Genomic DNA, 26,551 nt, shown 5'->3' with positions numbered 1-26,551 from the left:
AGGAGAATAATTTTATGTCACAGGAGATCACCACCATGTCAGACGTTTCAGAAAAATACGGCAAATGCCTGTGTGGTGCTGTCAGCATAACCGCCAAGGCCGCCAGCAATCATGTTGGTGCGTGTCATTGCCGCATGTGCCGACGCTGGAGTGGCGGACCTTACGTCGAGATTAACTGTGGCACAGAGGTCTCATTTGCGGGCCAGGAGAATATCTCCGTCTTTAGTTCGTCGGATTGGGCCGAGCGCGGTTTTTGCGCGAAATGCGGCACGCATTTGTTCTATCGCATCAAAGAAACGAAAGAACACATGATGCCTGTTGGCTTATTTGAGTGCGACGAGGGCACCCTCGCCTTTACCACGCAAGTCTTTGTCGATGAAAAACCCAGTTATTATAGCTTTGCCAATGAAACGCAGAACATGACCGGGCCTGAGATATTCGCCATGTTCAGTTCATCAGACTAAGCTGGCAAACGCCCAGACGGAGATACGCAGAGCATGTTTAATCCCTTAACCGCCTTGGCGGCGTCAGAAGTGGTAAAAAATCTGAAAGACCACAAAAGTATTCTCGACTTTGGAAGTCAGATATTCGATGGTTGAATTTTGAGCGCTATCTCGCCATCGACGTAAACACGCACCTGGGTGCCGAAATTTACGACCTCAATCAATCACTGGCAGCGGATCAAGGGCTCGACGAAACGTTTGATCTCGTCGTGAACAATGGCACCAGTGAGCATATCTTTGACCAGCGCTCTGTTTTTGAGAATGCGCACACCACTGCAAGGTGAATGGGGCGATGCTTCATGTGCTTCCCATGACCCCTTACCTGAACCATGGATTTTATAATTATTACCCAACTCTGTTTTCAGACATTGCGGTCGCGAATAAGTACAAATGGTTGTTTTTATGGTTCGGTGGACGCGACGGAAAGCATGGCAAGGGGTTTATCTCCAAACCGTCCAGTCTCAATCGCTGAAGAAGACCTATCAGCAAGGTTAAGGGCACTCATATCGCGCTCTTGATCTGCGTCATTAATCCATCATAGGCGGGCTCAACGCCAACCGGGCATTTGGCCATTACGGCCTCGTAATCCAGGCTCGGCCCCATATGCGTGATGATCGCGCGTTTTGGTTTCAGTTCTGAGATCCACTCAAAGGCCGTGTCCAAGCTGACATGGGTCTGATGGTTACTGTCATTGGTCAGGGCTCCGACAACCCAAAGATCGAGGTTTTGCAACGTATCCTTTGCGGCATCCGGCAGATGCACCAAGTCTGTGGAGTACGCGAAACTCCCGATGCGAAAGCCCAGCGTGTCCATAAAGCCATGATCCTGAAGGAACGGCGTTATTGTTACTCCGGCGCAGTCGAACGCTTTGGGTGCTGTAATCAGATGTGGTGAGAGCCAGGGGCGGAAAATAGGCTGCCCTTCGGGTATACCTTCAAAAGCATAAGCATAGCGGCTCATAAGACCGTTTAGGGTGTCTTGATCGGCCCAGATATCCAGCGGGCCATGAATGACACGGTTGATCTCCCTTAGATCATCGAGCCCATGGGTATGGTCCGCGTGGTCATGGGTAAACAGAACGCCATCCAACGTTATAATGTTATTGATAAGGCATTGGGCGCGTAAATCTGGCGAAGCATCAATGAGCAGGCGTGTCTCTCCCTGCTCAACCAGCACCGAGGCGCGCAGCCTGTCATTGCGCGGGTTGGTGGGGTTGCAGGCGCCCCACCCTCCTGAAACCGTGGGCACGCCCCCTGCTCCACCGCAGCCCAGGATCGTTACGGTTAGGTCGCGGGAAGTGCGGTCACTGAGGTCTGAGGCTGCTGGCAAATGCTAAATCCAAGCTCAAAATTAGGTCAAAGTAGAAATTAGCTCGTTAAAATTGTTATATTTTCTAGTTACACTAAATGAAATTTTATGATTTGTATTATGGGTTGCTCTCTTAATTCCACGATGAGTACTGCTATGGCATTGAATTCTAAAGTTAAATTATACGCAAGCCTTAGCATTGCTCTATCCGTGTTTGGCTTTTTCGCTCTAGAAAACGCCACCCTTGCGGATACCTCTGTTGTGCAAATGCCTGAAGAATATGTGACTGGCCGTGCGCCAGCCGGGTTCAATGCACCGCAAGCCTTACAGCTAGCCCCACCCCCTAACGCAGAGAGAAACCGGGAGGGCGAACAAGCTCTCAACGGAACAGTTTACACGGTCATTGCACCGACGTTTGATGGATCTGACGGTAACTTATCGTACTTCCGATTTATCAATATGAGCGGAGCGCCGACCACTATAGATCTGTCAGTAGTCGGTTCTGTTTCTGCCATCACATATGGCACTGCCACGTTCAATATTCCGGACAAGGCGTCGCCTCAATATTCGATGGACGAGATACTGAGTGAGGCAGGAGCCGGCTCGTTGTTGACTGGTGACACGGGGTACTCATTTTATGTCAAAAGTCCAAGTGCAGGGAATTACGTTGGCTACCAGCACGTCATTTACAACGGAACCAATGGCTTTTTTGAGAATATGAGCGTTTGCACTTTCGACCCTACGTTCGATTACTCAATCATCAACTCAGCTCTCGTCAACGTGCATACGTCCGTTCTCTCGGGCTATCCGACACTCGTTTTTCTACATAACTACGCAAATAGTGATAGGGACTACCAAGTCACAATAACTGACTCTCGCACTGGCGTCGTGCAGGGTGTAGTCAATATTGCGACAACCGCGAACACATCCTATGCCTCACCTATGTCATTTTTTGAAGACCTAGTAGATTGGATTCCGTCCAACAATCAACAACATGCCAACCTTATCTTTGAGCCGCTAATTCAAGGCAGTACCTACACAGCAATTGTTGGACAGGGCATCCAAAACTCCAGTTTTAATTCACTGGTTAATATGACCCAAGTCTGCGGTATTCATCATCAGTAGTTAGAGAGTTACAAGAATACTTCTTACGATATCACCTTGTCAGATCAGGCTTTTGCTTTGCTGAATAGGGTGAAGAAGTTCTCAGTGGTTTTGGTGGCTAAGTCCGCGGCGGTTAGGCCATGCAATTCAGCCACGCAGGCGGCCGTATGGGCCACAAAGGCAGGCTCGTTGCGTTTACCGCGCTTAGGCACAGGTGCCAGGTAGGGAGAATCTGTTTCGACCAACAGTCTGTCCAAAGGCACACGCCTGGCGGTTTCACGGAGGTCTTCGGCTTTTTTGAACGTCACGATGCCGGACAGGGAAATATAAAGACCTAATTCTACTGCTTTTTCAGCAAGTTCCGGGCCAGAGCTAAAGCAATGTATCACCCCCGGAAACGCGCCAGAAGCCATTTCCTCTTCCAGAATACGCGTCATTTCCGGGTCCGCATCGCGCGTATGGATGACGATCGGAAGTTGGGCCTCACGGGCTGCGGCAATATGCGTGCGGAACTGCCGTTCTTGAATCTCACGCGGACTATGATCGTAAAAGAAGTCCAAGCCGGTTTCACCAAACGCCACGACTTTTGGGTCATTTGTCGCGATCTCTAGAAGCCGCGCCTGATCAACCTCCGGTTCGTGTTCAGCTTCATGGGGGTGAATCCCAACGGTGCAGTGCATATCATCAAAACGTGCCGCAACCGCGCGAACCTGATCAAACTTAGTGATATGGGTGCAGATGGTCAGGAAGTGCCCTACGCCAGCCTCCCTGGCGCGGCCGACCACGCCCTCTAAGTCATCTTGAAAGTCAGGAAAGTCCAAATGGCAATGACTGTCGACCAACATGCCCCTACTCCGTTTTGTTCTCTTCGGGCAGTTCCAGCTTTTGGAACACAGGTTCTGGCTTCGGCAAATCCTCACCCGGCACCGGCGCATGACCTGGCGCAAACGCCTCAAAGTCCCGTTGTGAGTCTGGAATGGATAGCTGATTGAGGATGTCCTCGGCTGCATGGGGCGTAAACGGCTGCATAATCAACGAGATCATGCGGATCACGTCCGTCAGCACGTACAACACTGTCGCCATACGCGCGGGGTTTTCCTTGCGCAGCACCCAGGGTGCCTGATGATCGACATAGGCGTTGGCGCCTCTGACAACGGTCCAGATGATCTCGAGCGCCTCATGAAATGCCTGACGGTCGATCACGTCACGCACAGGCTCCAACAGAGCCGCTGCCATGCCTAGGATTTCAGCGTCATCTTCGTTGAATTCTTCGGGGCTCGGGACTTTTGCGTCGCAGTTCTTATGAATCATCGACAGAACACGCTGGGATAAGTTGCCGAATTCATTGGCCAATTCGCCATTTGCCCGTTGGATCAAAGCGACTTTGGAGAAATCGCCGTCGTTCCCAAACGGAACCTCCCGCAGCAGGAAGTAACGCAATTGATCCAAGCCGTAATCTTCAATCAAAGCGTTCGGATCAATGGCATTGCCCAGGGACTTGGACATTTTCTGGCCTTCAATGGTCCACCACCCATGGGCAAATATCCGCTTTGGCAGTGGCAGATCGGCCGCGAGCAGAAAAGCAGGCCAATAGACGCAGTGAAAACGGATAATATCCTTACCAATCATATGCAGATCAGCAGGCCAGAAGGCTTTGTATTCCTTGGCGTTTTCATCAGGGTAGCCGGTCGCCGTCAGGTAATTGGTGAGCGCGTCAATCCACACATACATCACATGTTTATCATCACCCGGAACGGGCACCCCCCAATCAAACGTTGTGCGAGAGATGGAAAGATCCCTGAGCCCACCTTTGACAAAGCTGGTCACTTCGTTGCGGCGGCTATTCGGGGCGATGAAATCGGGATGAGCGTCGTAATACTCTATGAGCAGTGGCGCCGCAGCTGACAGGCGGAAAAAGTAGCTTTCTTCCTCGACCCATTCGACCGGATTACCATTGGGGGCGAGTTTGATGCCGTCGGGACCAGCCGTTAACTCGTCTTCCGTGTGATAGGCCTCATCACGCACGGAGTACCAACCCGCATAGGTATCCAGAACAATCCAGGGTTTGCCGTCCGGGGCGATTTTCCCGGCAATCCGTGTCCACAACGCCTGGCAGGCTTTTGTATGGCGCTCTTCCGTCGTACGGATAAAATCATCGTTGGTGACATCAAGCGTATCGGTCAGATCATTAAAGGTCTGAGATACTTCGTCAGTAAATGCCTGTGGTGTCACCCCCTTCTCGGCTGCTGCCTTTGCGACCTTCTGGCCGTGCTCATCGGTTCCGGTCAGGAACTTAACGTCATAGCCGTCCAGTCGCTTAAAACGCGCCATTACATCGCAGGCTATGGTTGTGTACGCATGCCCGGTATGCGGCTTGTCATTAACGTAATAAATCGGCGTCGTAACGTAATAGGTCTTATCTGATCCGGCTGACATAATAACTCCGGCGCGATGCCATGGCTCGGATCTGAAGACTAACTTGCAGCCCGTTGTTCGATGGCAAGAAGCGCGTTGAGAACGGTCCGCTTTTTATCGAGATGCACTGCGTCAGCGCGTTCGAACAGGCGGGCGATCTTTTCCCATACCTCCACCCATTGATCAAGGCCAGCCGAGGCGCACAGGCGATCCGCAATGGCGTGTTCCCCAGGTATGATTTCCTCTGTCTGGGCCCATCCCTCCCGGGCTGTCACAGACACCATCCGTGCCAGCCACCAGCTTAATAGATCAGCAATGGTGCGGAATCCGTCCCCCTTCAACGCAGCATCAGACAAGCTATGGGCCATCCCAATATCCATTTTAGGCATGGATGCTAGAACACCGATAAGATTTCGGAATAAGGTTAATCCACCAGCATCGGCCAATTCTATGGCGCGGCCAATCGAGCCATCTGCCAGGACTGACAATGCCTTAATATCCTTACTTGTGATGTCCGGTCGGTAGCGATTTACCAAGGCTAAGACTGTATTTGACGGCAGTGGCGATAAATCAATTTTGCGGCAGCGGGAACGAATAGTCGGCAAAAGCCTGGCCGGATTGTGCGCGACCAGGAAAATAAGAGCTTTTTCTGGCGGCTCCTCAAGTACCTTCAGAACCGCATTCTCCGCATTACGGTTCATCTCGTCGGCGGCATCGATAATCACTACACGCCAACCACCTTCTGCCGGCGTTAACCTTAAGAAGCTGCCAATGCCGCGGACTTCGCCAACGGTGATGGATGCCTTTTTTTTGCTTTGCTTGTTGTCCGTCCACGCACGCTCAATGGCGCGAAAATCGCCATGGCCCAAGGCCGCAATTCGCTTGAAGACCGGATGTTCCTTAGATATCTGTAAGGACATCTCAGTCGGTGCTGCAGCGCCAAATAGACTGCTTTCTGATGCTCCAGCGGTCGGCTGAGAGAGCGCAAAGCGCGCCAGGCGATAGGCGAACGTCGCTTTTCCGATCCCACGTGGCCCACAAATCAGCCAGGCATGGGCCAATCGTCCTGAGGACCATGCCTCCAGAAACGAGGCTTCGGCTGCATCGTGTCCGGTGAAATACGCATTCGCGCGCGGATGCGGGACAAGGTCTTCTTCAATTTTAGCCGGTTTCTTAGCCACAGGCTTTGCCTGTGGCCAACAACGGCATTACGACGCCTGAAATTTTTTCTGCAACATCCTCTTCCGACCCTGAGGCATCAACCACTTTGCATCGATCCGGTTCACGTTTGGCGATATCAAGAAAGCCGTCTCTCAGGCGCTGATGAAATGCGATATCCATATCTTCATAGCGCTGTTCTCCATCGCCACGAGACATGGCCCGTGACAAGCCTGTATCCACAGGCAGATCAAGGATCAAAGTCAGGTCAGGTCCAAAACCGTCGAGTGCGACTGCGTTTAGCTTTTCAATAGTTTCCCGCCCGAGATTATGACCATACCCTTGGTAGGCCATGGTTGAGTCTGTAAAACGGTCACAGAGCACAATTTTTCCGGCTTTTAGCGCTGGTTTAATAATGCGCTCTAAATGGTCGTGTCTCGCAGCAAATAGAAGAAGCGCCTCTGTCATCCCATCCCAGCGGTCAGGCTCGCCGGTGACAAGCAGAGCTCTGATATCCTCAGCGCCTTCCGAGCCGCCGGGCTCACGAGTTTGCACGACGGCATGCCCAGCTTGTTCTAGACGCAGCTTAAGATGCTTCGCTTGGGTCGACTTACCACTCCCCTCGCCACCTTCAAGCGTAATAAATAACCCTGCTGACACAGATGTGTCCTTCTTGTTGGACGTAGTCAGATTTTAATTTGCGCTGGAAAAGCCGAACAGAATCTGTGAAGCGGCAGCTTGTATACGACCCGCAAAACCGAGCTGTTTGACTGAAGCACCCGAGACGAGATTATATTCGATAGGATCCATACCTTCACCATTGATAACAAGCTTCGCAATTTGCGTGCCTTGTTCAATTGGTGCGGCGATCGGTCCGTCATAGACGGCCTTCACCTCAAGTGTCCGCCATGCCTGACGCGGTATTGTTACCGTCACGTCCTGTTCAATAATCAATGGGACTGTAAGCTCTAAGCCCAACCAGACCTCGGCATCTGAGACCTGCTCTCCTGCGCGGAAAAGGTCCTTGTTTGTGAAATTCCGGAAGCCCCAATCCATCAGCTTAGCCGTCTCTTCGGAGCGAGCTTGAGTGCTGGCCATCCCGTTTGCCACTAAAATAAGCCTGCGGCCATCACGCATTGCAGAAGCTGTTAAACCGTAGCCTGCAATGTCCGTATGGCCGGTCTTTAGGCCATCTGCACCACCCGGTCGATAAAGCAGGGGATTGCGATTAAATTGCTTAATATCGTTGTAGCTAAACTCGGTCTCTGCATAGAGTGAGTAATATTCCGGAAAGTCAGTGATGATGCGTCGCGCTAGCAAAGCAAGGTCATCTGCAGTCATGTAGTGATTGGGGTCTGGTAATCCCGTGGCGTTGGTAAAGTTACTGCCCGTGATCCCCAGTTCTTTGGCTCGCTCCGTCATTTGTTGAGCGAAAGCCTCTTCACTACCAGACATATTTTCTGCCACGACAATGCAGGCGTCATTGCCGGATTGAATGACGATCCCTCGCAGAAGATCTTCTACTCGCACCCGAGAGTTTGGCTCCAGAAACATTGTTGAGCCACCAGAGGCAGCTCCGCCCTCGCGCCAGGCGTTCTCGCTAACCATAAATTCGTCATCTAAGGACAAAGCGCCTGAATGAATGGCTTCAAAAACCATATAGGCGGTCATCAATTTGGACATCGACGACGGTGGCATAGCCTCATCACTGTTTTGACTGTTCAGCACCGTCCCCGTTTGAAAATCAACGAGTATGAATTCTCGGGCTGCAATATCGATTGCATTGGCTGCTGGCGCAGACACAACGATACATATAAAAACAGCAAAGAGTTTCGCGATAGAATTCTTCATATTTAGGGTCATCATTCAATTGTATGCCTCACAATGCGGCCCAAGCATGGCAAGTACAAGGATGGCAAGATCACTTAGTCTTCAACAATACGGGCACCTTCAAATCCTTGGTCCAGCATATCAGAAAGTAACCGTTCTGCAGCACTGCGATTGGCCAAGGGACCAATGCGCACACGATGGAACACGCTACCTTCAATATCAGCCATGGCAACGCTAACCTCTCCCATGCTGGAGAGCTGCGCTTCAAGGCGCCGGGCATTGCTTACATCCGCAAAGGCGCCTGCTTGTATGAAGACGCCACTCTCTATTGTACTGGCGGTTGCTATACCGGCCGTGCCAATTGGCTGTGGAGTGACTGGAGGCGGCAAAGCCGTTGAGGCAATTGCAGTTGGAGGTGCTGGTGCTGACGATAGTGGTGCCGACAATACTGAGGGGGGGGCTAAGGCTTCCGAAACGACAGCAACACGAGGAGAGGCTATCACGCCAGGCATTTCTGAAAGAGTTGGCTGGCCTCCTGCATCAAGGGCGATGTTCCGCAGGGTCAAAGAATCTTCCGGAACAAGTTCTACACGCACCCGTGCTATGCCAGCCCGCTCGACGTCCAGCAATTGCGCCGCTCGTTTTGATAGGTCGATAATTCGTCCTTCAACGAAAGGGCCGCGATCATTAATCCTGAGCTTTATCGTTCGCCCATTTTCTAGGTTCGTGACTTGTACGACGCTTGGTATCGGCAGAGTTTTATGAGCTGCCGTCAGGGCATTCATATCGTAAACTTCGCCGTTGGCCGTACGTTTGCCGTTAAAGCCCGGTCCATACCACGAGGCAATGCCTTCCTCCCGATACCCATAGTCTTCGGCGGGATAGTACCAAGTTCCAGCAACCTGATAGGGATTACCGATTTTGTAGCTCGTGACCAGATTACCGCGGGTATCGCGACCAAGCTCCATATATGATGGAAAATCTTGGTCAACGCTCTGAGTCTGCTGCGGTCGACCAGCGCATCCAGCGAGCAGCACACTCATCATAGTCAGGGCGACAAGCCGCGTTTGCCCAGTTGAACTCAGCATATGGTATATTCCTCGACCCAATGACACAGTATATCGTATTTTATGAGGCTAATCATCTATCCGCAACAATTGCTCATAGTTCAACCAGGGGGTATATCAGCCTTAGACAGAATGGTTTCAAAGACAAAGCCATCCGGGTAGCCATCGGCAGGTAAACCATTTTCTTTTTGGAAGGCTTGGACTGCACTTCGTGTTCTGGGGCCAACTTGACCATCAGGTTCACCTGACTCATGGCCCAGCCTATTTAGAATAGCCTGCAATTCAAGTACTTGGTCACGGGAAAGCGGGCGCTCCGTGTGTCTGTCCGACTTTAGAGGCCCCATACCTATGAGACGGTCAGCAAGATGACCGACAGAAATCGCGTAAAGTAAAGACCTGTTCCAATTCATGATGGCATCAAAATTGCCGTAGACCAGAAAAGCGGGGCCTTTATGCCCAGCAGGCAGAACAAGAGCCCCTGTAATGTCGGCTTGAGGCAAGTCTCGCCCATCAATCCGTCTTACACCGGCCTCTTGCCATGCGGCCAAAGGTCGCTTTTTGCTGAGATCCACAAGGTCCAGATCGAAATCAGATGGCAAGCTTACTTCCCTGCCCCAGGTATATTCATTATTCCAGCCGACGTTACTGAGGTAATTGGCAGCCGAGCCAAAGACATCGGGCAGAGAGCCCCATATATCGATGCGGCCATCGCCATTTTCATCAATCGCGTGACGGGTAAAGGTCGATGGCATGAATTGAGGCTGTCCCATAGCTCCGGCCCAAGACCCCATCATGTTTTTCCGCTCAATATGACCACCATTTAAGATTCGAAGCGCGTCAAACAATTCAGACCTGAAAAATGCACTCCTGCGATCGTCGTAAGCCAGTGTCGCAAGGGACTCTATGACCGGAAAACCGCCAAGGAACTTACCAAAGTTTGTTTCAAGTCCCCAAAAGGCGATTAAGAATCTAGCTTGGACACCGTGTTTCAGTTCAATCTCTCGCAGAAGCTGGGCATGCTCCGATAACAGTCTCTTTCCCTCTGAAATACGGTTTTCTGACACTCGTCCATCGAGATACGCCCAAAAACTCTGAGTAAATTCCGGCTGTTGGCGGTCCAATTCAATGACTCTGGGAACTGGCTCAACGCCCTCGAGGGCTTCATCGACAACGGAGTCTTTGAGCCCTAATGACTTTGCTTCGTTTGAGACGGCTTCAAGCCATTCATCGAATGATTCTTTTTCAATCTCGGGGGCTATTTCTTGCGCGGAGGCAAAAGGACTGAACCCAAGCATCAGAAAAACAAACACTGTCCGCGAAAAGTGCAGCCAAGGTATTGAAATGATTAGATTTATTTTTTGTTTCGCCATTCAAATCTCTCATCTTAAAAGCCATCACCAGAACGTCTCCATCTGGGGTCTTCCGCGTGGCATTGAATTAACCTCTGAGATACACTGTTCAGTGTTGCGTCGTCGCGCAAAATCGCTTCTATTTCAGAACGTTGCGGGTCAACTCGGCCCATGACAGGGGTTTTAAAGTGGAAATCACAGTCTGAATTCTATTTCGGATTTTTGAGCGGTAAGGGGAAGATATCTAATGGAAGGTCAAGAAGAGGTCGCTGTTCAAACCATTGAAAGCAGCGGGGTCTTGAACGATTGGTTTTTCAATATGTTCGCGGCGACCATGGATCTTCAGATTCAATCACCGACGTTCCTATTGCTGTATCTTGGTGTTCTGGCTGGCTTGGTTATCGTTCGTATCTACTTTGATGATCCCATCAAAACGCTCGCCGTCGCTGGCCTGTACATCTACTCCGTTATTCAATCGTATGCTTTGTTCTCTGACTCTGCTTATGTGATTGAGACAACGGAGCAAGGTTGGCTGATGACGGGCAAGGCCATGTGGTTCGCCTTCTTGTTCGCGGTGATCTTGGTCTGGGGGATGTCTAAGGTACTCCAAGCCATATACACCACCTTGCTCACCGTCGGTCTTGGTTCAGCGTTGGCCTACATAAACCCGCTTAAACTCCTGAATTTACTGAGAAAAAGCGACTCTGAACTTGAAGAAATTGACGACGCGTTTGGAGTTGGCACGGCAAAAGACCCCAAACGACAAAAGACCGCGATTATGATGACGGATATTGTTGGTTTTAGTAAGGCCATGGGGGCCGATGAAGCTGGCATGTACAAAAAGCTGCAAATCCATAACGACATCGTGCGAAATCAAATTGTCCGCAATCGTGGCACTGTGATTAAGACAATCGGTGATGCCTTCATGGTGAAGTTCCGCTCAGCCAACAATACTGTCCAGTGCGCTATGGATATCCAGAAAGCGATTGGCGATTACAACAAAACAAAAACCCCTGATGACCAGTTTCACGTTCGTATCGGTTGCCATATGGGGGAAGTTATGGTTACCGGGAACGATGTGTTTGGTGATGGTGTGAATATTGCCGCCCGCATTGAGCCAAAGGCCGATGCGGATGGAATTATGGTCTCCGACGCGATCCAGTCAGAAGCAAAAAATAATGTTCCGGCTCACTTCGTCAGTGTCGGGCGTTTACCCATGAAAAATATCGCTCAACCGCCCGAGTTGTTTAAAGTCTTCCCACTTGAGGGGGCTTCAACACCGAGCGCTGGTGGAAGTAGTGGCGGCGGCACAAAAGCCAAAGCCCCTGCGGCGGGTGGTGGCAATACGGGCGGCGGTGGAAATACCTTCAAGATTTAACGGATCAGGCGAGATAAAAATGACTTGGGAGCGACGGTCGGCCCTCGCCAAAGTGACGTTGATCGGGTTGACTTTACTGCTCGCCTATTTCCCTTCCCTGCCAATATACGCTGCTGATCAGATTAGCTTTGGCACAGATTGGCGCGCTCAGGCGGAACATGGTGGCTTTTATCAAGCACAGGCGCTCGGCCTATACGAAGATGCTGGGCTTGACGTTACCATCCGGCAAGGCGGCCCGCAGGTTAATCATGCGCAACTGCTTGCCGCAGGCAGGCTCGACTTTAGTATGGCACCCAATTCCTTCATTCCTCTTAACTTTGCCTACCAAGACATTCCCGTGGTTGCTGTCGCGGCGATGTTTCAAAAGGATCCTGCCGTTCTTATTTCACATGCGGCACGGGGTCATAAATCATTAGCGGATTTGCGTTCTGAAAAAATCATGATTTCTCCCGATACGCGGATCGGCTTTTGGCGCTTTCTAAAAGTGCGCTACGGCTTTGAGGATCAGCAAATCGCGCCGTATACATTTAACATTGCCCCTTTTCTCGCAGACCCAACTGCTGTTCAGCAGGGATATCTGACAAGTGAACCGTTCATCATTCGAGAAACAGGCATCGAACCGAATGTTTTTTTACTGGCTGACTCAGGCTACGCCAGTTATGCGGCTATCATCCAAACCTCACAGAGGTTGGTGAACAGTAATCCAGACCTCGTTCAACGCTTTGTCGACGCTAGTATTCGAGGTTGGTACAGCTTTTTGTATTCAGACCCCTCACCCGCTTACGCCCTTATCAAAAAAGATAACCCAGATATGACGGATGAGTTACTGAATTATGGACACGAAATGTTGAGACGGTATGGTCTTGTGGATAGTGGTGACGCAGCAAAATATGGCATTGGCGCTATGACACCAGCACGATGGAAGACCTTTTTTGACGTAATGGTTCAAGACAACGTCTACCCAGCTGATTTGGATTACACCAAAGCCTTCTCGCCAAGTTTTGTTGGTCGGCAAGTTGGCATGGAGGCTGTTCGGCAAGGTGCCGACTAACGTTCTATGTCGGCTTCAGATTCTCAATTTTCGCTAAATCTAAACCTGGTCGAAAAGACGTACCGGTCTGGAACAGTTGCACTCGCGCCAACGACCCTAAAAATACAGCACGGCGAGTTTGTCTCATTAGTCGGCCCCTCGGGTTGCGGGAAATCGACTCTGCTGCGTCTCATGTCTGGCCTGATTACACCAACATCAGGACACATTGACCATCAACACCATGACCAAAAAAGAGATGTTGGGTTCGTGTTTCAGGAAGCGACCCTAATGCCTTGGGCCACCGTCTATGAAAATGTTTCTCTACCCTTGCGCCTTCAAGGGTGGGCGCGCGGTGATCATGACCGTATCGAGACCGTCTTAGCTTGGGTCGGATTAGAAGAGTTTCACCAAACTTATCCACGCGAATTGTCCGGTGGAATGAAAATGAGGGTTTCTATCGCGAGAGCCCTCATAACTGAGCCAAATCTTCTGCTGCTTGATGAGCCTTTTGCGGCGCTCGACGAGTTTACGCGGGCCCAATTGAATGAAGATCTGTTAAGGTTATGGGAAGATCAGAAATGGACGGTCGTTTTTGTTACACACAGCATTCGCGAAGCGGCGTTTCTCTCTGAGCGCGTTATTGTGATGTCCCCTCGTCCAGGCCGCGTCGTTGCAGATGTTGCTGTACCCTTTGCATATCCTCGAAATGCAGAGCTGCGCGATCAGCATAATTTTACTGATTTCAGCGCATCCGTTTCAAATTATCTGAGGCATGCCATGGCGGCACAGATATGATCCGGTTTTTTAACCGCGCCGTCTTGCCAATTTTATTTGGAATTATCGTACTTGGTCTCTGGGAACTCACTGTCACCTTTAGGGAAATACCCGAATACATCCTGCCAGGTCCTAGTGCGATTGCACTGGCTTTGTGGATTGATGGGCCAGACCTGTTGTCTGCGCTTGCTGTTACGTTGCAAGTTACAGTATTGGCGCTTTTGTTGGCCTGTGTTACCGGCGTTGGCTTAGCCGTTGCGATGGCTCAGTCGGCGGTGCTTGAACGTATGGTGTTTCCCTACGCCGTATTTCTTCAAGTCACACCCATTGTGACCGTGGCGCCATTTATCATCATTTGGGTTGATAGTGTTTTTATCGTGCTATTGATTTTGGCATGGATGGCCGCAGTTTTTCCGATCATTTCGAACACGCTATTGGGGCTGAAAAGCGCGGATCAGAACCTGAAAGACCTCTTCAGGCTTTACAATGCCAGTCGCTGGCAGGTTTTACGGCACCTCCTTATCCCCACAGCGCTGCCCTATTTCTTGGGAGGTCTCAGAATCAGCGGGGGGCTTGCTCTCATTGGAACGGTTGTTGCTGAAATGGTGGCCGGGACCAGCGGAGAAAGTTCCGGTTTAGCATCCCGCCTGCTGGAAGCCAGTTATCGCCTTGAACTTTCCCGGGCATTGGCCTGTTTTGTCTTACTCAGCATTGCCGGTTATGGAATTTATATGATTCTCAATTGGGTTTCCCATCGCCTGCTGTGCGATTGGCATGAAAGTGCAATCGATTCAGAAACCACGGCTTAGCTTTTTATCCCTGTCCGTAGCTTTTGAATTTCTCTGCCACGATAGCCATTTCACCATCGCTGAGAAGTATTGGCTCTTGCCCTTGGCAACTTAACAGATACATAGCTGCCAGGTTTTCAACCTCTCCTGCCAAGTTGAATGCTGACCGTAAGTCAGTTCCAAGTGCAACTTGGCCATGGTTTGCCATCAGACATGCCTGACGAGCCTCTAGTGCAATAAGCGTGGCGTCTGACAATTCCTGGGTTCCAAACGTTGCATAAGCCCCGCATCGAATTGAGTTCCCGCCTACAACCGCAACCATGTAATGAAACGCTGGGATCGACCTGTTCTGACAGGCAAGCGCAGTTGCCGATTGTGAATGCACATGGACAACAGCGTTTACGTCTAAACGCGCCTGGAGAATATCACGATGAATACGCCATTCAGATGAGGGAAGACTCTGACCTGCGTAGGAACCGTCAAATTTTAGTGTCACGATGTCTTGAGGTTTTAGCGTGTGGTAACTCATACCACTTGGTGTGATGAGAAGAGAATTACGATCAAGCCGCACACTGGCATTGCCCGATGTGCCAAAAGATAAACCTGTTCTCGATATCTCTTGGCAGGTTTCGATAAGCGCACACCGAAGTTCTAACTCATGATTGCTGCTCATGCCATTCTTTCTGGATAAAGGCCGAGCAATCCCTCTTTCGATGCTTCGCACACGCCACGTTCTGTAATGAGTCCCGTCACATAGCGCGCTGGCGTAACATCAAACGCGACATTCAATGCCTTAGTTCCCTCTGGGGCAATACGCACCGTCTCGACTAAACCGGTGGCATTCACCCCCCTAATCTCAGTTACTTCGGTCGGCGCACGTATTTCAATCGGAATCTCCTGAACCCCATCTGAGACCCCCCAGTCTATGGTCGAGTAAGGTAATGCGACATAAAATGGCACGTCGTTAGCGTGAGCTGCCAGCGCTTTCAGATAGGTTCCCACCTTATTGCAAACATCGCCAGTTGCAGTGGTTCGGTCTGTCCCGACAATGCACATATCGACTTGCCCATGCTGCATGAGATAACCGCCAGCGTTATCGACGATGAGGGTGTGAGGGACGCCATGTTTACCCAGTTCCCAGGCCGTTAAGCTCGCTCCTTGGTTTCGGGGTCGGGTTTCATCAACCCACACGTGGACTGGCATTCCATCATCATGAGCCGCGTAAACTGCGGACAATGCCGTTCCCCAATCAACGGTCGCGAGCCACCCGGCATTGCAATGTGTTAGTACATTGAAACAGTCAGGCTTCCCCTTTTGCTGCCATATCTGCGACATGACTCCGGCGCCATGTTGCCCGATAGTACGGCACGTTGCTATGTCATCTTCACAGATCTGTGCGGCTAAAGCATACGCGATTACTTCACGGTTTGAATTGGTTTGAGCTCTGAGCGCCGCTGCCATCTGCTTTAAAGCCCAAGCAAGATTACTGGCGGTGGGACGTGTCGCAATAAGACAATCAAACGCTCGATCAATGTTTGCATCGCGAGGGTCTTGTCGCATGGCCAATGCCATACCATAGGCGCCTGTCGCACCAATGAGAGGAGCGCCGCGCACTAGCATGTCTTTAATCGCTAATGCCGTATCTTCTAATGACGTTAGCTCTTCAATAACAAATTCATAGGGCAGTTTGGTCTGATCAATAATACGGACTGTTCGATCGTCTTCAGCTGTCCAAATTGACCTGTATGATTTGCCATCGACGTTCATAATCACGCTTTCTGATTTATCCTAATACCCGCTCAAGTATTGGGCCAAGCGCTTTGATCTTTTCTGCGTCTTGCGCATCGGGTGATGTAATAATGGAATGCTCAAGTGCGGTATGACATCCCGCCGCGCAGTTTTCCTGGCGGTCCGTTAACAGCGGGATAACGGCCTTGACCAGAGATCGTGCGTTATCAGCGTTTGACATCAGCGTCTGAATAATCTGTTCCACTGTGACAGCATCATGGTCAGGGTGCCAGCAGTCATAGTCGGTCACCATGCCAACTGTCGCGTAACACATCTCAGCTTCGCGAGCTAACTTGGCCTCCGGCATGTTGGTCATGCCAATAATGTCACAGCCCCAAGATTGGTAGAGTTTAGATTCTGCCAAGGTCGAAAACTGCGGCCCTTCCATGGTGAGGTAACAACCGCCACGCTGAAAAGGTATGCGAAGTTTCTTTATCGCAGTTTCCAAATCCTCTGCGAGGCGGCTACACGTAGGATGAGCCATTGAGACGTGAGCGACAAAGCCATCCCCAAAAAACGACTTTTTACGGGCAAACGTGCGATCAATAAACTGATCAACCAGCACGAAAGTACCCGGTGCGAGATTCTCTTTGAAAGAGCCACATGCACTAAGAGATAGAATTTCAGTTACGCCCACGGACTTAAGAGCGTAGATGTTGGCACGAAAGTTAATGTCTGTCGGAGACAGCTTATGACCGCGCCCATGGCGCGGGAGAAAAACCACTTTCTGCCCCTCAAGAATCCCTGTCAGCAACTTGTCGGAAGGCGCTCCGAACGGCGTATCAACTGACGTCCATGCCGTTTCTGTCAGGCCATCAATGTCGTACAAGCCAGATCCGCCTAATATGCCAATGATAGGCGAAGTCCCAGGATGCGCCATGCTTTGCTCCTAAATGTGAGGCAGAAGTGTGCCACAGCCCTCAAAACACGGAAAGCTATCTTGACCTATCGGGTGCCCTCTAGTATCCCGCGTGCTCTGACTTAAATCGCAACACTTCATGCGGATGGGTGGCCGAGCGGTTGAAGGCACTGGTCTTGAAAACCAGCAGGCGTGAAAGCGTCTCGTGGGTTCGAATCCCACCCCATCCGCCATTCTTTTAGCGCGTCAGGTTCATCACCCCAAGATACAGGCTGTCGTTCTCAACAGTTAATTGCGTTGCGTAACTTCCGCCGCGAGTTGAGCTTACGCTGATTTCATAGGCCCCACTCCCGGGCATAAGTTTATCTATTTTAAACTCTCCAAAGACATCCGTTGTGGTGCGGGCAAGCTCGGTGCCATTCTGCTTTAGAACAACATCGGCCCCTTCTGCACATTCATCAATTCCATTGATCATTTCCACAACTGATCCACTAACGAAGCACATAGACATCAAATGCAGATTTTTATAGTAAACGCGCGGTTTTGTTTCGAGCTCAGGGTTTAAAACCTCTAGTTCTTCGTCTTCCACCATCTGCTGCATTTCTGAATCTTCAATTTTCAGCGCCCGGAATACATCAGTCGGGCAACTTTGCTCAACACGGGGTTTGTTCCAGCCGGTATCGAGAAGATGAGCATCAAAAATCCATGCCTGTGGAATCTGCAGTTTTTCGTTCCAATACACAGCACCGTAGGGACATGCGTCGACAATTGCTTTCTGCCCCTTGGATTTCTCTGGATCAATGATGACAATGCCATCCTCACGTTTCGTAATAGCGCCGTCTTTTGCGGCTTTCATGCAGGGCGCGTCATCACAGTGATTACACATCACTGGCATAAAGTTAGCCTCTACGATGGGATAATGCCCACGTTCTTTCTGTTTAATATCAACCCAACTGTGTTCTTTCTCGGGTTGCGGCGCCGCATAGCCCGGAAAGTCATTGCCGATGTGCTCGTCTTTTGTCGCTAGAAAACAGTTTCGACAATTATCACAGCGCGCAACATCGACGATTAGATTCCATTTCTTACTCATCACACGGCCTCCGCGCGCTGCCAGGTATCAACGCCCGTCCATTTTTCCATCTGGATCAGTGTTGTATTGGGTTTAATGCTGTGGGTCTGCTCTGTCATATTGTCACTCGAATTGAGCATATTCACGCATCCACCCAGGTCCGTTGAGTTCCCAGGTTCGCCAGCGGGCCGATATTCAGCCGAGGCTGTTGGCGCGCTAACAACACCAGGCTGAACCCGGTCAGTCACATAAGCCGCGCAGACAACCGAGCCTCGATGGTTCCAGAGGCGAATGAGATCATCGCTCTTAATGCCGCGTTCTTCTGCATCTAATCCGCTGATTACGGCCACAAGATACTCGTGACCATCCACACGGACGCGGTGATCCTTAATATCTCTAATGGTGCAGCCCTTCTCATCCCCCATGATATGGAACGGATAACGGGTGTGAGGTGTGAGAAGCTGAAGGGGGTAGTCAGCCAGATGAGGGTCTCTCTCGTGACTCTCATATGTTGGCATGTATTTATTGAGGGGCGGACGTCCAGAGTCATCAATGTTGTTCAACGTCGTGGCAACAAACTCGAATTTACCGGACGGGGTTTGCAAACCTTCGCCAAAGTTACCCGTGTAATCCGCCGGGAGTGGGTAGGGTTCCGGTGTGTCCTTCTTGCGACCTTCGTAGAACCAGCGGTTTCCTGTTTTTGCCCGTGCACCCTCGGAAACAGGTGGTACCACATAATAGCCCTTCTTGAGGAAATGCTTCCACGTAATGTGCTTTGACATATCCGAGGAATCAAAAGCGCGCTTGCACCAATCAAGTTCGGTATTTCCACCTTCGGAGTACATTGCCCCCATGTCGAGGCGCTTCATTATTTCAAGGAAGATGTCGTGATCAGATTTTGACTCACCCCGAGGCTCAATGCATTTGTGCTGCATAGATATGACGCGGTGATTGTTCATGGAATACATATGATGCACATAACCGGCACCCACATTGTACCATTCCCCGATATCATCGTGCTCAAATACAGTGCAGGCAGGTAATATGATATCAGCGTACTTTGTCTCCCCTTCCCACCAGATCGATTGATTAACGACAAAGGGGAGTTTCTCAGATTGATACATCTTTACATATCTGTTGGAGTCCATCTGAGTGCCCATGGATGAACTGCCGTATTTGTACATCATCTCAATTTTGGCGTGCCCGGGTGCCGGGTAACCGACCTTCATAAACTGGCCTTGAACTGTCGACACATCAGTCAAGTGACCAAATGCCTTACCTTCAAGAATAGCCTCAGGAATAAACTTCCGTGGAATGGCCTGGCGCACTGTACTCATCGTGACAATATGCGGCATACGCTGATAGTTGTTCGCTGCATTTGCGCTCTGTGTAAGCTCGCCCGACATGCCGCCTTCCGCATAACCAGGGAAATAGAAGGAAAAATCCAACGGCGCCCCGAATTGCAGGTTGCCGAAATTCACACCGGGACGACCGTATCCTTGCATCGCGCCGAGAATCGCCATCATCCGTGCCCACTGCGCGCCCATTGGGCCACGCCCTGCACCGCCGAGGCCACAGCCCCAGCTGCCGGCACCAAGATACGTCTTCTTTCGCCCCCATTCACGGGCAAGTGCCCGCACTTCACGTGCGGGAATACCAGTCTCTGCTTCTTGCCACTCAGGGGACTTCGGTGTGTTATCCGAGAGGCCGAGGATGTAATCTTTCCATTCCTCAAAACCCTGGGTTCTCTTTTCCACAAACTCCTTGTCGTATGTTTCTTCCGTGATCCAGACATGGCATAACGCTTGCGCGAACGCCGCATCAGTGCCGGGCTTAGGGGCAAACCATTTTCCCCCCATAAGCGCAGCTGTGTGGTTTAGATATGGATCAATATGCACCATCTTGATGCCAAGTTCTTTGGCCCACGCGCGGCGGATGGTTCCCTCATACCCATAGGTCTTATCTGGGTCACTCGACCAGAACACCATCATCTCAGTTTCTTTAAGGCAGTCTTCTACAGTCCCGTAAAATTCTGGCGTCCCAAGGCGCATACTATTGCCCCAATGGTGCATTGCGCCCCAGAACCAGCCTTCCCAACTATCAGGACTGCCCATCATCTTGGTGCAGCCCAGGAGATTGGTGAAACGGCCAAAGGCACTTAAATAGTGCCCAAAGTTTCCCCATTGGTGATGTGACCCTGAATTGGCGAAGATCGCGCCACGGCCTTTAGCCTTAGCGCGCTTTATTTCTTTAACGACGATATCAAGCGCTTCGTCCCAACTGATGGGGACAAACTCAGACTTCCCACGGTTTTGAATATTACGTTCGCCATCAACGTCAAAATCAACACGCTTCATGGGCGACAAAATACGGTCTTCTGAATAGACCATCGATTTAAGCGCCAGGCCGTGCGCCGCTAAAGTTGTTTTACGTGGTGGTGTAAATGTCTTGCCTCGGGCTTCTATGGACCAGGACTCAGCATCATCATCATCAAACTCCATAGGCGTAATTCTTACTATCTTACCGTCCTTAACGTAGACGAAGATTGGGCCACCGTTGGTGCCGTTAGTGTAACGCGTGACACCGTTGCCCATATCAGTGCCAGCCTTCCAGCCTACGGTTGTCATGTACGTCAGGGTGGATGCAAACCACACAACAAGTGCGTCATTCCCTTGCATGCCAACTTTGAAGTTCTTTGCGGCATCAATTCGCGTTAACTGGTCGAATGGGGGGGTTAAAAACTCTGCGGCAATTGCGGCGTTCTGAAAGAAGATGGCAACGTCCGGATTATCATGAATGCCACTTTCCGACTTAATTTTTCCGTTCTCAAACTGGATCCAACGGCCCGCCGAGTTATCCTGCAATTTGAACTGCGCGATGATATTTTTCTCTTTCACACGCGCTGCAAATTTAGGATAAACGCGGGTGGCTATTCTTAGCGCCTGTACCAAGCCCCAAAGTATCACCGAAAATTTCATTTATTCCTCCTGGTACAAACGCCTGGGTTGCATGAGTGCGTGTCCAAACGCTTGCAATCCTAATATAGTCGCAGCCTAAACGTGCTGTTAGCGCTTCCGCAATAGCCGTTCCAACATATTACCTGAAAGATCGCTATCCTGTTGGTGAAAATCGAGCATATAGGTTCGGCTTTTAAGGATGATTGCGAAATATCAATGGCAAGGTCTTTCAACTCGTATGGGCCTCTGAGTGACAATTCAAATCATCGCGCTAAACGGCCCCTATGCTATAAGCTTATGAGCAATCTCAACGATGGAGCATCACAATGCGTATAGACATTGTTTTCGACACCGTTTGTCCATGGTGTTATGTGGGTAAGCGCCGGTTTGACCGGGCTTTAGCTCAGCGGCCAAATATTGTTCCAGAGATTCAATACCGCTCTTTTCTTCTCAACCCAGATCTTCCCGCCGGCGGGGTTAATCGGCGTGAGTTCCTAGAGCGTAAATTTGGGTCCTCACAACAGTATGATCGTGTTGTTGAGGCCTTAGTGCATACCGGCAAAGGCGAAGGTATAGACTTTGCGTTGGAAAAAATTGACCGCACGCCCAACTCCGCTAATTCCCATCGTCTAGTGCGCCTCGCCCAAACCATCGGGGCACAAAGCAAGGCCGTAGATGCTATATTTGCGGCTTACTTCGAGCGTGGCCTGGATATTGGAGACCCTGAAGTTCTAATTCGGCTTGCTGTTGAAATCGGCTTGGATAAGCAAGCTGCGACGACACATATGCTGAGTGATGGGGACCTCAATTCAGTATTCAATGAAAATGCACGCATGCATCGGCTTGGGGTAACAGGTGTGCCTTGCTACATCTTTAATGAAAGCAAGGCGATCTCTGGAGCGCAGGAACCAGATATCATTCTGCGTTTGTTAGATATGACCGCGGCAGAGGAAGCGGAACAGCCCACACTGCAAAGTACGGGCTGAACGCGTTTCTTTCGCTAAGGTAAGCCCCTAGTTGACGACTCCGGCTTTCGCCATTTTCTCTAAAGCTTCCTGTTGTAGTTCCATTATCCTAGCTTTGGAGTCCATCGGTGCATCTGCAAATGCGTTTGGCGGATAAAAAGAGGTTTCGTTGTAAAGCGGTCGATACATTTCAATCCGTTGACGCAGCAAACGATTACCAGCGCCAGGTATACGCCGCTCCCGGCGCAAGGCTTCAACATCAATCGTAGCAGATGCGACCGTGCTTTCGCCTGGCCCGCCAACGTCGGCCAAGATACGACCATGGAAGTCGATAATCTTGGAATGGCCGAGTGTTTGACCTTCTGGGATAAACGTGCCGATTTGGCCAGTTGCATTTGTTGAGATGAGGTACATCATGTTCTCGGATGCCCTCACCTTTTTAGCCGACTCCCAGGCCCATTTATCAGCAGCCCCATGATCGGATGTGGGGTGCAATAGCACCTCAGCGCCGCGGAACATGAACATGCGAGCCGCTTCAGGGTACATGATCTCGCCGCACGGCATCATCGCCAGATTTCCAAGCGGTGTCTTGGCAACCGGGAACGTGCCCTCTAAGCCGTATTTGTCGAGATAGGCATCCATAAAATCATGAGGCGAAGCTGTATGAACCGTGTTGATGCGGCGATACTTGAGAATCACGTCTCCCGACGGATCAATCAAATAACTGCAATTAAAATAACGCCCTGGCCAGTCAGGATCTGTCTCATAACTGTTTGCTCCGATGTAACACTTCATCTCCTGTGCCGCTTTTTGAAGCTTTTCTGTTTCAGGGCCTGGTATCTGAATGCACGCTTTCTCAATCCATTCGTCGGCGCTTTCTGTGAGTGGAAAGCCTGTTAAGGCAAACTCAGGAAAGAGCAGTAAGTGAGGACCGTTTCCTCGCGCTGCGGCTTTAGCCAATGTGACCCAACGGTCAAGGCTCTTGTGAACAATTTCCATCGCTTCTAAACGCGTGGTCGCGCTATTTACCGTATATGTGTAAACCTGCATGCACGTTGCGGTCCAAGGCTGCACCATGAAAGGAACTCCTAATTCTAATTTCAGTTCAATTTTTTATTGCGTGGCGGAATCATGTCTTGTTTGGCCATGTTATCTAAGGCTTCATCTAAGAGATCTTTGATCATACTTTTGGATTCCATGGGCTTATCAGCAAAGCGATTAACCGGATACAAACTGGTGGAAGCGTAAAGCGCCGCATAGGCTTCAGGACGAGACTGAGCAAGCCTGTTAAATCCACCCCGTGTTGAACGAACACGCCGTAAAGCCTCAACGTCAATCAGTGACGAACAGCGCAAGGACTCACCTGGGCTTGGGCCTTGCGTTAAAACACGACCTTCCCAGTCGAAAATGCGAGATTGCCCTGCTATGTCATTGATCCCGCGATATGCCTCTGGCATGCCACCGGCGTTGGCCGAGATCAGATAAACCATGTTCTCTGAAGCGCGGACCTTTTTCGCTGACTGCCAACTCCAGTTGTCATCTGCGCCATAATCTGACGTAGGATGCAAAATCACCTCGGCACCTCTAAACGCCAGTGCCCGCGCAGCTTCTGGATACATGATCTCCCCACACGGCATCATACCGATGTTTCCAAGCGGCGTTTTGGCCACAGGGAATAGCCCCTCTAAGCCATGTTTCTCCATGTACTTATCGAGAAAGTCATGCGGGGACGCAGCATGCGCTGTATTAATGCGGCGGTACTTGAGAATAATCTCTCCGCTGTCATCTATTAGGTACGAACAGTTGAAGTAGCGCCCGGGCCAGTCAGGGTCTTTCTCATAACTGTTAGCACCGATGTAACATTTCTTCTCCTGCGCAAGTTTTTGAAGCCGCTCAGTTTCCGGTCCAGGTATTTCAAAACACGCTTTAGAAATCCATTCTTCGGCGCTTTCCTTAATCGGAAATCCCTGAAGCGCGAATTCAGGAAAAAGCATGAGTTGCTTTTCTCCACTGCGACCGGCGGCATCCACAAGCTCGGTCCAACGATCCAGACTTTTGTGGACAATCGCCATCGCGTCATCGCGAGTGGATACGCGGTTGAGGATGTGAGTGTAGACTTGCATGCAGGTTGCGCGCCATGGATCGATCACTGTTTAATACTCCTGAATAGCTTGAGCGGAAGACGAGAGGATATTGCTCTCCCTAGAGATACGATATCTTATAACCAGAATACCCTAGCATTCGGAAAGCGTCCGCCAGCCAATCAGCCAGCCACGAATGAGGCGATAACACAGCTCATTTCGCACCCAAAAAATCTATAACCTGATAAATTGCGTTGCAATTATTCAACGTCAGACTGCGCTACAGGAAGGAATACCAAAATGAAAAGAAGAACATTGCTAAAGTCTATGGTAGCCCCAGTTATTATAGGGGCTTCTGCAACTTTGCTTCATTCACGCCTTCCCGCAGCTGCAACACACACTCTTCTCGATCCGAACAATCCTGATGATCTCTACGTCATTCATCGCAAGTTGAACTATAGGTTCGATAACGGTTTAGTGTTTTGGTATATACAAGCTGTTCGTAATGGTTTGGTCGACAGCGAGTTCACACCATTCTGGAAAATGGACGTCGGTTTTATTGCATCTGTGCGCGACTTAGATGACAGGCGATACGAAGTCAAAACCATGAGTGCTATTTTTTATACAGATCTCGAAACCGGCAAACTCATCGATAGCTTCGATAATCCTTATACCGGTCAAAAGATTCCCGTTCGCCAACCAACTCTTAGCGTTTCAGCCCGAGCGCACAACAAAACCGGACTCGAAGCGCGCCCCCCGCGCCCCGGTGTGGATATGAAAGAATATGGTGATATCGGACCGGCTTGGGTGATTGGCGATGATGTCTGGTGTCAGGCAGACACCGGGTTTCGTATCGAGGCAAATGATGAGCGTCCGCAACCGACACAAGTGAACGACTGGTTCACCTACCATGGTTCGATCTCTGAGGTGTCAAACCCTGACGTACAAAGTGCACAGGCAACTCAAAACTTCAATGACATCAATACTTGGCCCGCCTGGCTCAACATGGGAGATCATCCAGGCAACTACGTTTCTCGTGGTTTTGGCCGAAAAGTCGCAAGCATGTCAGCGATGCCAGAATCATGGCAAAAGCTTATGAAGGAACAATACCCAAAAGAGTTCGCTGATCCTCAATCAAGAATTGATGGATAATACAAGGTTCACTATATAAATTAGAAAAGTGGATTAATTTTAGACCAATGGTTGATTGTGGCCTTAATTAATAATCCATTACATAATTGCGGTTAGTGTGCTTAAACGTCATAGATTCTTGCGATTGGCCAATAGAAGCATATGCCCTCTAACTCTATGCTGAAATCTAACTCGTTCGCATCGAGTTCTAAAATCTTGCTGGTTGAACCGGACAAGACCAACCGGTCATTGCTCGCCAGTTTGATTGAGGAATTGCGGCCAGAGCGTTTTATGATCGCAAAATCATTGGCTGAAGCCCGTTCGGCCATGTCTGACCGCGTGGAACAATTTGATTGTGTGATTTTGGGTGTTAAAAACCCACCCACCAGCGGCTTTCATTTTCTGCAAGATATTAGAATTGGTGGCGTGCCCCGCACGCCAAGAAATACCCGTGTGATTCTCGTCTCCCCACCGCCCAATCGGGCCATGTTAACTCTCGCCAAAGCTTTGGACCTGGATGGTTTCATCGCTATTCCTGTAACCGTTTCCAGCGTAAACAACACGCTGTCGGCAGCTCTAAAACGGCAACGGGAAGCTCAAGAGCCGGGCGTTTATGCCGACGTAAAATTGCCGCAACCGGTAAAGAAAAAACTGCCTGTTGAACAAAAGCACGCAACGCCAAATGCAAAAGTTGTGTGGAGTGCAAAAGAAAAAGAGAAAGCGGAACTGATCCGCTCTTTAAAAGACGGAGTCGCCGCAGATGCCTCTGCCCCGCCAGTACAGCCAGCTCAAATAGACAATATTCGATCCTTTTGGCTCAAGGATCTGCTGCCAGGTATGGTGCTGGCGGAAGAGATACAGGGAGAGAATAAAGAACTTCTCCTCGCAACGGGAACTGTTTTAAACGACTCTCTCATTGAAAAGATCAAGAAATTTAGTGAACTAGGTATCTGCCGCTCGTTCTTAAAGGCTGGGTCAGCGCCTGAATAGTTTTAGG

26 protein-coding genes and 1 tRNA gene are annotated in these 26,551 nt (G+C 50.3%); 12 read left to right on the top strand and 15 right to left on the bottom strand.

What is annotated here, in order from left to right:
* Nucleotides 1-35 precede the first annotated feature (35 nt).
* From RIC29_15830 to RIC29_15820, 3 genes are all read left to right on the top strand, one after another.
* Entirely contained in the window at nt 36-464 is a 429-nt protein-coding gene (locus RIC29_15830) for a GFA family protein (GenBank protein ID MEQ8736394.1), read from the top strand.
* A gap of 131 nt (nt 465-595) precedes the next feature.
* Complete coding sequence (locus tag RIC29_15825) at nt 596-787, top strand: hypothetical protein (GenBank protein ID MEQ8736393.1); 192 nt, start codon at nt 596-598, stop codon at nt 785-787.
* An 8-nt stretch (nt 788-795) separates the two neighbouring features.
* The gene (locus RIC29_15820; protein MEQ8736392.1) at nt 796-975 is read left to right on the top strand and encodes a hypothetical protein; all 180 of its coding nucleotides are present in this window, start codon (nt 796-798) and stop codon (nt 973-975) included.
* Nucleotides 976-1,004: 29 nt separating this feature from the next.
* Here RIC29_15820 and RIC29_15815 read toward each other — a convergent pair whose 3' ends face one another.
* Nucleotides 1,005-1,832, bottom strand: coding sequence for an MBL fold metallo-hydrolase (locus RIC29_15815; GenBank protein MEQ8736391.1), 828 nt, complete (start codon nt 1,830-1,832; stop codon nt 1,005-1,007).
* Nucleotides 1,833-1,967: 135 nt separating this feature from the next.
* Between RIC29_15815 and RIC29_15810 the strand changes: the two genes are divergently transcribed.
* Complete coding sequence (locus tag RIC29_15810) at nt 1,968-2,936, top strand: hypothetical protein (protein ID MEQ8736390.1); 969 nt, start codon at nt 1,968-1,970, stop codon at nt 2,934-2,936.
* Nucleotides 2,937-2,980: 44 nt separating this feature from the next.
* Here RIC29_15810 and RIC29_15805 read toward each other — a convergent pair whose 3' ends face one another.
* From RIC29_15805 to RIC29_15775, 7 genes are all read right to left on the bottom strand, one after another.
* Nucleotides 2,981-3,760, bottom strand: coding sequence for a TatD family hydrolase (locus RIC29_15805; protein MEQ8736389.1), 780 nt, complete (start codon nt 3,758-3,760; stop codon nt 2,981-2,983).
* A gap of 4 nt (nt 3,761-3,764) precedes the next feature.
* Nucleotides 3,765-5,351, bottom strand: a complete 1,587-nt coding sequence (gene metG, locus RIC29_15800) for a methionine--tRNA ligase (GenBank protein ID MEQ8736388.1) — start codon at nt 5,349-5,351, stop codon at nt 3,765-3,767.
* A gap of 38 nt (nt 5,352-5,389) precedes the next feature.
* The gene (locus RIC29_15795) at nt 5,390-6,511 is read right to left on the bottom strand and encodes a DNA polymerase III subunit delta' (protein ID MEQ8736387.1); all 1,122 of its coding nucleotides are present in this window, start codon (nt 6,509-6,511) and stop codon (nt 5,390-5,392) included.
* Nucleotides 6,504-7,148, bottom strand: a complete 645-nt coding sequence (gene tmk, locus RIC29_15790) for a dTMP kinase (protein MEQ8736386.1) — start codon at nt 7,146-7,148, stop codon at nt 6,504-6,506. The genes RIC29_15795 and tmk overlap by 8 nt, the downstream gene beginning before the upstream one ends.
* A gap of 33 nt (nt 7,149-7,181) precedes the next feature.
* The gene (locus RIC29_15785) at nt 7,182-8,339 is read right to left on the bottom strand and encodes a D-alanyl-D-alanine carboxypeptidase family protein (protein MEQ8736385.1); all 1,158 of its coding nucleotides are present in this window, start codon (nt 8,337-8,339) and stop codon (nt 7,182-7,184) included.
* Nucleotides 8,340-8,413: 74 nt separating this feature from the next.
* Nucleotides 8,414-9,406 carry a septal ring lytic transglycosylase RlpA family protein gene (locus RIC29_15780; protein MEQ8736384.1) on the bottom strand — a complete coding sequence of 331 codons (993 nt, stop codon included), beginning with the start codon at nt 9,404-9,406 and terminating at the stop codon, nt 8,414-8,416.
* 80 nt (nt 9,407-9,486) lie between these two features.
* Nucleotides 9,487-10,755 (bottom strand): lytic murein transglycosylase, encoded by a 1,269-nt coding sequence (locus RIC29_15775; GenBank protein MEQ8736383.1) that lies wholly within the window; start codon nt 10,753-10,755, stop codon nt 9,487-9,489.
* Between the two features lie 226 nt (nt 10,756-10,981).
* Between RIC29_15775 and RIC29_15770 the strand changes: the two genes are divergently transcribed.
* Genes RIC29_15770 through RIC29_15755 form a run of 4 tightly spaced genes read left to right on the top strand, consistent with a single transcriptional unit; the run spans nt 10,982 to nt 14,725 of the window.
* On the top strand, nt 10,982-12,112 hold the full coding sequence (locus RIC29_15770; protein ID MEQ8736382.1) for an adenylate/guanylate cyclase domain-containing protein: 1,131 nt from the start codon (nt 10,982-10,984) through the stop codon (nt 12,110-12,112).
* A 19-nt stretch (nt 12,113-12,131) separates the two neighbouring features.
* Nucleotides 12,132-13,163 carry an ABC transporter substrate-binding protein gene (locus RIC29_15765; protein MEQ8736381.1) on the top strand — a complete coding sequence of 344 codons (1,032 nt, stop codon included), beginning with the start codon at nt 12,132-12,134 and terminating at the stop codon, nt 13,161-13,163.
* 6 nt (nt 13,164-13,169) lie between these two features.
* On the top strand, nt 13,170-13,937 hold the full coding sequence (locus RIC29_15760) for an ABC transporter ATP-binding protein (protein ID MEQ8736380.1): 768 nt from the start codon (nt 13,170-13,172) through the stop codon (nt 13,935-13,937).
* A complete protein-coding gene (locus RIC29_15755; GenBank protein ID MEQ8736379.1) occupies nt 13,934-14,725 on the top strand; it encodes an ABC transporter permease in 792 nt (263 codons plus the stop codon). The genes RIC29_15760 and RIC29_15755 overlap by 4 nt, the downstream gene beginning before the upstream one ends.
* Nucleotides 14,726-14,729: 4 nt before the next feature.
* Here the strand turns inward: RIC29_15755 and RIC29_15750 are convergent, their stop codons facing one another.
* The 3 genes from RIC29_15750 to RIC29_15740 are packed head-to-tail and all read right to left on the bottom strand — an operon-like array spanning nt 14,730 to nt 17,372.
* Nucleotides 14,730-15,377 carry a class II aldolase/adducin family protein gene (locus RIC29_15750; protein MEQ8736378.1) on the bottom strand — a complete coding sequence of 216 codons (648 nt, stop codon included), beginning with the start codon at nt 15,375-15,377 and terminating at the stop codon, nt 14,730-14,732.
* A complete protein-coding gene (gene mtnA, locus RIC29_15745; GenBank protein MEQ8736377.1) occupies nt 15,374-16,471 on the bottom strand; it encodes an S-methyl-5-thioribose-1-phosphate isomerase in 1,098 nt (365 codons plus the stop codon). Before mtnA ends, RIC29_15750 begins: the two co-directional genes overlap by 4 nt.
* Before the next feature lie 16 nt (nt 16,472-16,487).
* The gene (locus RIC29_15740; protein ID MEQ8736376.1) at nt 16,488-17,372 is read right to left on the bottom strand and encodes an S-methyl-5'-thioadenosine phosphorylase; all 885 of its coding nucleotides are present in this window, start codon (nt 17,370-17,372) and stop codon (nt 16,488-16,490) included.
* Between the two features lie 122 nt (nt 17,373-17,494).
* Between RIC29_15740 and RIC29_15735 the strand changes: the two genes are divergently transcribed.
* Nucleotides 17,495-17,584, top strand: a tRNA-Ser gene (locus RIC29_15735).
* Nucleotides 17,585-17,589: 5 nt separating this feature from the next.
* Here RIC29_15735 and RIC29_15730 read toward each other — a convergent pair.
* Nucleotides 17,590-18,441 (bottom strand): 4Fe-4S dicluster domain-containing protein, encoded by an 852-nt coding sequence (locus RIC29_15730; GenBank protein MEQ8736375.1) that lies wholly within the window; start codon nt 18,439-18,441, stop codon nt 17,590-17,592.
* Nucleotides 18,441-21,398: a molybdopterin-dependent oxidoreductase gene (locus tag RIC29_15725; GenBank protein ID MEQ8736374.1), complete on the bottom strand. Its 2,958-nt coding sequence runs from the start codon at nt 21,396-21,398 to the stop codon at nt 18,441-18,443. Before RIC29_15725 ends, RIC29_15730 begins: the two co-directional genes overlap by 1 nt.
* Nucleotides 21,399-21,703: 305 nt before the next feature.
* On the opposite strand from RIC29_15725, the gene RIC29_15720 reads away from it, so the two are divergent.
* The gene (locus RIC29_15720) at nt 21,704-22,363 is read left to right on the top strand and encodes a DsbA family oxidoreductase (protein MEQ8736373.1); all 660 of its coding nucleotides are present in this window, start codon (nt 21,704-21,706) and stop codon (nt 22,361-22,363) included.
* A 27-nt stretch (nt 22,364-22,390) separates the two neighbouring features.
* Here the strand turns inward: RIC29_15720 and RIC29_15715 are convergent, their stop codons facing one another.
* Nucleotides 22,391-23,419 (bottom strand): nitrilase-related carbon-nitrogen hydrolase, encoded by a 1,029-nt coding sequence (locus RIC29_15715; protein MEQ8736372.1) that lies wholly within the window; start codon nt 23,417-23,419, stop codon nt 22,391-22,393.
* A 23-nt stretch (nt 23,420-23,442) separates the two neighbouring features.
* Nucleotides 23,443-24,492, bottom strand: coding sequence for a nitrilase-related carbon-nitrogen hydrolase (locus RIC29_15710; protein ID MEQ8736371.1), 1,050 nt, complete (start codon nt 24,490-24,492; stop codon nt 23,443-23,445).
* A 231-nt stretch (nt 24,493-24,723) separates the two neighbouring features.
* Between RIC29_15710 and RIC29_15705 the strand changes: the two genes are divergently transcribed.
* Complete coding sequence (locus RIC29_15705; GenBank protein ID MEQ8736370.1) at nt 24,724-25,575, top strand: DUF1838 family protein; 852 nt, start codon at nt 24,724-24,726, stop codon at nt 25,573-25,575.
* 141 nt (nt 25,576-25,716) lie between these two features.
* Nucleotides 25,717-26,544 carry a response regulator gene (locus RIC29_15700; GenBank protein MEQ8736369.1) on the top strand — a complete coding sequence of 276 codons (828 nt, stop codon included), beginning with the start codon at nt 25,717-25,719 and terminating at the stop codon, nt 26,542-26,544.
* Nucleotides 26,545-26,551: the final 7 nt, after the last annotated feature.

This window comes from Rhodospirillaceae bacterium (assembly GCA_040219235.1).
Classification (GTDB): domain Bacteria; phylum Pseudomonadota; class Alphaproteobacteria; order Rhodospirillales; family Rhodospirillaceae; genus WLXB01.
The sequence above is the reverse complement of the archived record's forward strand: the minus strand, read 5'-3'. Positions and strand labels throughout refer to the sequence as shown.